Origin of the sequence: Corallococcus sp. AB030, assembly GCF_003668965.1 — a bacterium.
Lineage (GTDB): Bacteria > Myxococcota > Myxococcia > Myxococcales > Myxococcaceae > Corallococcus > Corallococcus exiguus.
Window position 1 is genome coordinate 1 of the sequence record NZ_RAWQ01000299.1, and the last position, 8,798, is coordinate 8,798.

Genomic DNA, 8,798 nt, shown 5'->3' on the forward strand with positions numbered 1-8,798 from the left:
CTACTGGCGGGCGCGGGACTCGCGCTGCTGCTGGTGCCGGGTGCGCTGCGCGGGCGCATGGGGTGGGGTGACGTCAAGCTGATGGCGGGCGTGGGCTGCGTGCTGGGCTTTCCCACGGTGCTCGCCGCGGCGGCCTTCATCTCGCTTACGGGCGCGCTGCAGGCCATCGTCACGCTGCTGTGGCAGGGGGCCGTCTGGGACACGCTGGCGGCGGTGGCCCGTCGCTGGGCGGTGCGGATGAAATGGATGCGCGAGGAAACCTCGACCGCTCCCGTGCGACACATCCCCTACGGCGTCTCCATCGCGGTCGGGACTTTCTGGGCCATGTGGTGGCAGCAACAACATCTGGGATAGCGCGCCGTCAGGCCGGGCGCGCGCACGCAAGAAGGGGATTCACACGATGTCCACTCGCTTCACGCAAGCCCTGGCGCTCGGCGCCCTCGTCACCCTGGTGGCCAGTGCCCCCGCCCTGGCCCAGGAGGGAAGCTCCGTCAGCCTGGGTGTGGGTACCCAGAAGGTGCTCACCATTCCCGGACTCAGCCGCGTCGCGCTGGGTGATCCGTCCATCGCCGAGGTGAAGACGCTCGGCACCGGTCAGCTGCTCGTCACCGGTAACGCCGAAGGCAAGACGACGCTGCTCGTCTGGAAGTCCTCGGGTCAGCGCATCAGCTACCTGGTGACGGTCCGCAAGCAGGACCCCAACGAGGTCATCTCCGAAATCAAGCGCCTGCTGGGTGAAATCGAAGGCGTGTCCGTGCGCATGGTGGGTGACCGCATCTACCTGGACGGTCAGGCCTACACCACGCAGGACGCGGACCGCATCGAGCAGGTGGTGAGCCTGTACCCGAACGTGAAGTCGTTCGTGAAGATCGCCCCCAACGCCAAGAAGCTGGTCGCGCAGAACCTGAACGCGGCCTTCCAGAAGGCGGGCCTGAAGAACGTGCAGGCCAACGTGGTGGGCGCGACCATCTTCCTGGAGGGCTCCGTGGAGAGCCAGCAGGACCTCCAGAAGGCGGAGCTCATCACCAAGGCCATCGGTGAGAAGGTGGAGAACCTGCTCGTCGTCGGCATCAAGCGGATGATCCTCTCCGAGGTCCAGTTCGTCGAAATCCGCCGCAACAGCCGCGACCGCTACGGCATCAAGTACCCCACGGACATCACCGGCACGCTGACCGCCGCCGCGACGCTGAACAAGGCGCTCATCCCCTCTGGCGACGCCGTCTCCGGCCTGATCATGAGCGCGACGGGCGGTTCCGACCTGAGCATCGGCTTCCAGGCCAACGACGGTTACGGCCGCCTGCTGGCGCAGCCCAAGCTGGTGTGCGCCAGCGGTGAGAAGGCGGAGTTCCTCGCTGGCGGCGAGGTGCCCATCCCCCTCATCACCAACACGCAGTTCACGGTGGAGTACAAGCCCTACGGCGTCATCCTGAACATCCGCCCCACCGCGGACCGCAACGGCAACATCCAGACGGAAGTGGAGGCGGAGGCCTCTGAAATCGACACCTCCGTGTCCGTGTCCTTCGGTGGTTCGTCCGCCATCCCCGGCTTCCGCACCCGCAAGGTCAAGACGAACGTCACGGTGCGCCACGGTGAGACCATCGTGCTGTCCGGCGTGTTCAGCCACGACGAGCAGAAGGCCGTCGCGAAGCTGCCCGGCCTGGGTCACATCCCCATCGTGGGCGAGCTGTTCAAGAACCGCGCGTTCGACACCACCAAGCGCGAGCTGGTGATCTTCGTCACCCCGCGCATCGTGAACCCGGACTCGGACAAGGTCCGCAGCATCATCGAGGACGTGAAGACCCGCTACAAGCAGGCCCGCTCCGAGGTGAACTTCAACATCTTCGACTGACGGCCCTCAAAAGCGCCCTCACGTTGGATCCGGGCCGGCCCCATCCCTGCTTCAGAGGGGGAGGGTGCCGGCCCGTCCGTTTCCGGGCAGCAGGCGGGCGAGCGTCGCAGGAGTCTTTGAGGTCGTAGGAGGGCTTGGTAGCATCCCGGCCCATGTTTCTCATCACGCTGACGGAGAAGGGCGGCGGTTCGGAGCAGCGGGAGTACCCCAAGAACGAGATCACGATCGGCCGGATTGCTGGCAACGACATCGTGCTCGCCAAGGGGAACGTCTCCAAGACCCACTCCCGCATCGTCGAAAAGGACGGCCGCTTCATCATCGTGGACATGAAGTCCACGAACGGCACCTTCGTGAACGGCAAGAAGATCGCCGGGCCGATGGTGCTGAAGCCCACCGACCAGGTCTCCATCGGCGACTACATCCTCAACGTCGAGGCGCTTGCCGACGAGCCCTCTGACGAGGGCTACGACGAGGAGCAGGGCGAAGAGGCCTACGACGAGGAAGAGGCCTACGAAGAGGAGGAGCCCTACGAGGAGGAGGAGGCGCCCGCGCCCGCCCCCGCGGCTCCCAGCCGCATGCCCGCGTCCATGGCCGCGGCCATGGCGAAGAACAAGCGCAAGGTGGACCCCCGGCTGGAGCGCTACTCGCGGCTCCAGAAGGAGATCCACGACCGGCTCATCGAGTACCTGGACCTGCGCCGCATGGACATGGACCGGCTCGGGGACGAGGAGCTCTGGCGCCGCACCGAGAAGGCCATCCGGGACATCATCGACCAGATGGAGGCGGACCAGGAGCTTCCCGGGGACGTGGACCGGGAGGAGCTGCTCACCGACGTCATCAACGAGGCGCTGGGCCTGGGGCCCCTGGAAGCGTTCCTCGCGTCGGAAGAGATCAGCGAGATCATGGTGAACCACGCCAACCAGATCTACATCGAGCGCAAGGGCAAGCTGACCCTGTCGGAGAAGACGTTCTCCTCCAACCAGGCGGTGCTCGGCGTCATCGAGCGCATCGTGGCGCCCATTGGCCGCCGCATCGACGAATCCAGCCCGCTGGTGGACGCGCGCCTCAAGGACGGCAGCCGCGTGAACGCCATCATCCCGCCGCTGGCGCTCAAGGGCCCCTGCATCACCATCCGCAAGTTCAAGAAGGATGCGCTGAAGATCCAGGACCTCATCAAATACAAGACCGTCACCGCGCAGATGGCCGAGTTCCTGGAGATGTGCGTGACGGCCCGGCGCAACATCGTCATCTCCGGCGGCACGGGCTCCGGGAAGACGACGACGCTGAACATCATCAGCTCGTTCATCCCGGAGGGTGAGCGCATCATCACGGTGGAGGACGCGGCGGAGCTTCAGCTGCCGCAGGACCACTGGGTGCAGCTGGAGAGCCGCCCGCCCAACCTGGAAGGCAAGGGCGCCATCACCATCCGCGAGCTGGTGAAGAACTGCCTGCGCATGCGTCCGGACCGCATCGTCGTGGGCGAGTGCCGCTCCGGCGAGACGCTGGACATGCTCCAGGCCATGAACACCGGCCACGACGGTTCGCTCACCACGCTGCACGCGAACACGCCGCGTGACGCGATTGCCCGGCTGGAGACGATGGTGCTCATGTCCGGCATGGAGCTGCCGGTGAAGGCCATCCGCGAGCAGATCGCCAGCGCCGTGCACCTCATCGTGCAGCAGACGCGCTTCTCCGACGGTTCTCGGAAGATCTGCTTCATCACCGAGGTGTCCGGCATGGAGGTCGACATCGTGACCCTGCAGGACATCTTCTATTACAAGCAGGACGGCTTCACCGAGGACCACAAGGTGCGCGGACGCTACGTGGCGTCAGGCTTCGTCCCGAAGTTCTACGACGAGCTCCAGCGCAAGGGCATCCCCGTGAACATGAGTATCTTCCGCGAGGACTGACGCGCCCATGCCTACCCTGGTCGTCCGTCACCCTGACGGCACTGAGCACGAGCACGAAGTCGCGGGCGAGCTGAAGATTGGCCGCCAGCAAGGCAATGACCTGGTCCTCACGGAAGGCGGCGTGTCGCGGCAGCACGCGCGCGTCTACGTGGAGGGCGGCACCGTCTACGTCGAGGACGGAGGCAGCCAGAACGGCACCTTCGTGGACGGCGAGCGCATCGAGGGGCCCACGGCGCTGACGCCGGCCTCGCAGGTGCTGCTGGGCGACTACGAGATGAAGCTCAAGGGCAATGCCCGGAGCACCAGCGGGCGCCGCGCGGCCACACCTCCGCCCGGCGATCCGGCGACGCTCTCGGACGCGCCCGTGAAGGGCACGCGCGCCATGCCCAGCATCCGCGCCAAGGCCACGCAGAACGGGGCCGCGAAGCCCGAAGGCGCGCTGGCGAAGCGGCCCGCTCGCTCCACGCCCGCGGGTGCGGGTGCAGCGGCGGCGGGCGCGGGTTCGGGTCCGGTGCTCAAGGGCATGACGGGGCCATGGGCGGGCAAGTCCTATCCCATCAACGGCACGTTGCTGGTGGGCCGGGCGCCTCCGGCGGTGGTCGTCCTGGATGACGACTCCGTGAGCCGGAAGCACGCGGAGGTGAAGCGCGAGGGCACGGGCGTGCTCGCGCGCGACCTGGGCAGCGCGAACGGCACCCTGCTCAACGGCGAGTTGCTGGGCGAGGAGTTCGTCGACCTGCAGCCCGGGGACGTCCTCCAGTTCGGCGTGGTGGAGATGACCTACGAGTCCGCCGAGACGCCCGCGCGCCGTCCTGGCACGGGCGCGGCGCCGGCACGTCGTGGCGGCCGGGCGTCGCCCGAGTCGGACAATAAGCGCAAGCTGATGGTGATCGCGGGCGGCGTGGTGGCGCTGCTCGCGGTGGCGGCGGTGGTGAAGTCCTCCGTCGGGGCGCCGCAGAAGACGCAGCCGACGGGGCCCGCCGCGCCGCTGGATCCCGCGCAGCAGGTGCAGGAGTTCCTCAGCGAGTGCCGTTCCTACGCCTCCAACGAGACGGGGGCTCCGGACTGGGGCCGCGCCGAGAAGGCGTGCGAGCAGGCGCTGGACATGGACCCCATCAACGCCGAGGCGAACACCCTCGTGCGGCGCATCAAGCTGGAGAAGGAGGCCTTCGACAACTTCGAGGCCGCGAAGAAGTCCATCGAGCTCAACCGCGAGAAGGACGCCCTGGAGTACCTCCGCAAGATTCCGAAGGAGAGCGAGTACTTCCGCCGCGCCCGCTCCAAGGCGAAGGAGACGGCCGAGCAGTTCGTGGATCGCGCGAAGTTCGACTGCAATCGCTACCTGAACAACTCGCAGTGGGGGCCCGCGGTCCAGCGCTGCCAGCAGTACATGGAAGTGTGGTGCCAGAAGCAGAGCAAGGAGGACATGGAGCCGCCCATCGGTCAGACGCTCCGCCTGGAGGGCGGTCTGCGCAAGAACGAGTGGCGCCCCAAGGACACCATGTTCGTGAAGTTCCTGGTGGCCCGCCAGCGCGTGGACCGGAACGCGCAGCCGTGGACGTGCCCCGTGTCCGACATCCTCCAGGAGGACGGTCTGGGCGTGGATCAGGCCAGCGAGGTGCGCGCCATGTTCGCCAAGCGCTACGCCCCGAAGCTCATCCAGGCGGCGATGATGGACTACTGGGCCGGCCGTGGCAGCGAGGCCATGGCGACGCTGCAGAAGCTGCGCTCGAAGGAAGACCAGGCGCAGTACCACCAGCTCGCGGACGACCTCATTCGCGACGTGTCCAACGTGGATCAGCTCTTCAAGACGGGCGGGAGCAACATCACCAACGAAGACCCCGAGCGCGCGGTGGCGCCGTTCAAGGACGCGCTGGCGACGGACAAGCGCATCATGGCGGAGCTGGCGGAGTCGCACCTGTCCTTCTACCGGAAGAACATGTTCCAGGACCTGGCGGCCTCCGCCTACCTGCGTGGCAAGCACTTCGCCGACCGCGAGGACCGCCGCCGCGGCTGCCGCATCTGGAAGATGGGCTTCGACTTCTACAAGGGCAACACGAACCTGAACCGCGTGGTGGCGTTCTGCTCCACGCAGGCGCAGAACGCGTTGAACAGCGTAGGCAGCTGCTCGGACTTCCAGGCGGTGGAGGACTACGCCGTGCCGGGTGACGGCATCGCCGAGCAGATGGCCGCGAAGAAGGCCGAGATGAAGTGCCGCTGAGCGGCGCTCCGGTGCGGGGCTTCGTGGACAGACAGCGGTAGGCGCGCTAGGGACGGGGGATGGCCGACACCAGCCCCCCGCGCTCCGAGCGCCGCCTGGCGCTCTTCGACGCGTCTGGCTTCATCTTCCGCGCCTACCACGCCATCCCCCCGCTCACGACGAGCAAGGGGGTGCCCACGAACGCGGTGCTGGGCTTCACCCGCATGGTGCTCAAGGCCCTGCAGGAGCTGAAGCCCACGCACGTGGCGCTCGCGTTCGACAAGTCCGGCCGCGTGGAGCGTCAGAAGATCGACCCCACGTACAAGGCGAACCGCAAGGCGGCGCCGGAGGACCTGACGCCCCAGTTCCCGCTCATCCGCAAGGTGGGGGACGTGCTGAACCTGGCCTCGCTGGACGCGGAGGGCTGGGAGGCGGACGACGTCATCGGCACGCTGGCGCTGCAAGCGAAGGCGGAGGGCTTCCAGGTCCTGGTCGTCACCAGCGACAAGGACTTCATGCAGATTGTCGACGAGGACATCACCCTCTTCGACCCCGCGAAGAACAAGCGCATCGGCATCGCGGACGTGCAGGAGAAGATGGGCATCCTGCCCAAGCAGGTGCGCGACTTCCTGGCCCTGGTGGGCGACGCGGTGGACAACGTCGCCAAGGTACCCGGCGTGGGCGACAAGACGGCGGTGGAGTTGCTCCACCAGTTCGGCGACGTGGAGACGCTGCTCGCGCGCGTGGAGGAAGTGAAGAAGCCGAAGATCCGCGCGGCGCTGGAGTCCCACCGCGAGAGCCTGGCGCGCGCCAAGCAGCTCGTCACCTTCAACACCGGGCTGCCCCTGGGCGTGAAGCTGGAGGACCTGGTCCGCCGCGCGCCGGACGCCACGCGCGCGCGGGACCTGTTCACGGAGCTGGAGTTCTTCGCGCTCCTGCGCGACCTGCCCGCGGAGGAGGCCCCGGCGCGGCCGGACGTGGCGCCGCTCGCCACCACCACCACGCTGGTCACCACCGAGGCGGAGCTGAAGGCGCTGGCGGAAGCGGCGAAGGCGGCCGGGTCTCTCACCCTGGTGCCCGCCTACGAGGGCATGCCCTTCGCGGCGCCGCTGGTGGGCATGGGCGTGGCGCTGCCGGATGGCTCCACGCGGTACGTGCCGCTGCGGCACCAGCAGCTGGGCGCCACGCAGGTGCCGGTGGCGGCCTTCACCGCGGTGATGAAGGACGTGATTTCGGACGCGGCGGTGAAGAAGGGCGGCCACGACCTCAAGGCGCTCACGCTGGTGCTGGCCCATGAAGGGCTGACGCTGGAGGGCGCCCAGGACGACGTGGAGCTCTTGAGCTACCTGCTCAACCCGTCGCGCCGGGAGCACGCGCTGGCGGACCTGGCGCGCGAACGGCTGCGTTCGGAGCTGCCCGCGCTGCCCGCGTCGGTGGAGGGCAAGAAGGGGCGGCCGCTGGCGGACCACGGGCCGGAAGAGGTGGCCGCGGCGTACGCGGTGCGCGCGGACGCGGCGCGCAGGATGGCTCCGGAGCTGTGGAAGGAGCTGGAGCTGGGCGGACTCTCGGAGCTGGCTCGCACGCTGGAGCTGCCGCTGTTGCCCGTGCTCGCGCGGATGGAGCGCGAGGGCGTGAAGCTGGACGTGGTGGAGCTGGGCCTCACGTCCGAACGCGTGGACGTGGAGGTGAAGACGAAGGAGGCCGAGTGCCACCAGGCCGCGGGCCACGTCTTCAACCTGGGCTCCAATCCGCAGCTGGCGCAGGTGCTCTACGAGGAGCAGAAGCTGCCCATCCTCAAGCGCGGCAAGACGGGCCCGTCCACGGACCAGGAGGTGCTGGAGAAGCTGGCCGAGGAGCACAACAGCGTGCTCGCGCGCGCGCTCATCGAGTACCGGGGCCTGTCCAAGCTCAAGAGCACCTACCTGGACACGCTGCCCACGCTGGTGGCGAAGGACGGGCGCATCCACACCACGTACCACCAGGCAGCCACCGCCACCGGCCGGCTGTCCTCGTCCGACCCGAACCTGCAGAACATCCCCGTCCGCACGGAGCTGGGGCGTGAAATCCGCCGCGCCTTCGTGGCGGACGCCGGGCACCAGCTGGTGAGCGCGGACTACTCGCAGATTGAGCTGCGGCTGCTGGCGCATATCGCGGAGGACCCGGTCCTCATCGACGCCTTCCGCAATGACGAGGACATCCACAGCCGCACGGCGGCGGAAGTCTTCGGCGTGGCCCCCAAGGACGTGGACCGCGAGCAGCGCCGCGTTGCGAAGATGGTGAACTTCGGCATCGCCTACGGCCTGTCCGCGCACGGCCTGTCCACGCGCCTGGGCATCTCCCAGGAGAACGCGCGCGACGTCATCGAGCGGTACTTCACCCGGTACGCGGGCATCCGCCAGTACCTGGAGGACACCGTGGAGAAGGCGCGCAAGGTGGGCTACGTGGAGACGCTCTACGGCCGCCGCCGCCTGATGGGGGACCTGCTCTCCAAGAACCGGGCGGTGGCCCAGGCCGCCGAGCGCGCCGCCATCAACATGCCCATCCAGGGCACCGCCGCGGACCTGATGAAGAAGGCCATGCTGGCCGTGGACGCCGCGCTCCGGGAGCAGAAGCTGAAGACGCGCGTGCTCCTCCAGGTGCACGACGAACTGCTCTTCGAGGCGCCGGACGCGGAGGTGGAGGCCGTGAAGGCGCTGGCCGTGAAGAGCATGGCCTCCGTCGCCGAGCTGAAGGTGCCGCTCAAGGTGGACGTGGGCGCGGGGAAGAGCTGGGCGGACGCGCACTGAGCACGAAAAAATGCGGGAGAGCGCCCACCCCCGTAGGCGCCCTCCCGCTGCCC

5 protein-coding genes are annotated in these 8,798 nt (G+C 68.1%); all 5 read left to right on the forward strand.

What is annotated here, in order from left to right; translation table 11 throughout:
• Window positions 1-354 (forward strand): prepilin peptidase (locus D7Y15_RS40410; protein ID WP_121755910.1); only part of this gene is annotated, 354 nt, incomplete at its 5' end.
• Window positions 355-400: 46 nt separating this feature from the next.
• Entirely contained in the window at window positions 401-1,849 is a 1,449-nt protein-coding gene (locus D7Y15_RS40415) for a type II and III secretion system protein family protein (protein ID WP_120581117.1), read from the forward strand.
• Between the two features lie 152 nt (window positions 1,850-2,001).
• Window positions 2,002-3,759 (forward strand): ATPase, T2SS/T4P/T4SS family, encoded by a 1,758-nt coding sequence (locus D7Y15_RS40420; RefSeq protein ID WP_121755911.1) that lies wholly within the window; start codon window positions 2,002-2,004, stop codon window positions 3,757-3,759.
• A gap of 7 nt (window positions 3,760-3,766) precedes the next feature.
• Window positions 3,767-5,980: an FHA domain-containing protein gene (locus D7Y15_RS40425; RefSeq protein WP_121755912.1), complete on the forward strand. Its 2,214-nt coding sequence runs from the start codon at window positions 3,767-3,769 to the stop codon at window positions 5,978-5,980.
• A gap of 59 nt (window positions 5,981-6,039) precedes the next feature.
• Window positions 6,040-8,745, forward strand: a complete 2,706-nt coding sequence (polA, locus tag D7Y15_RS40430; RefSeq protein WP_121755913.1) for a DNA polymerase I — start codon at window positions 6,040-6,042, stop codon at window positions 8,743-8,745.
• Window positions 8,746-8,798 lie beyond the last annotated feature (53 nt).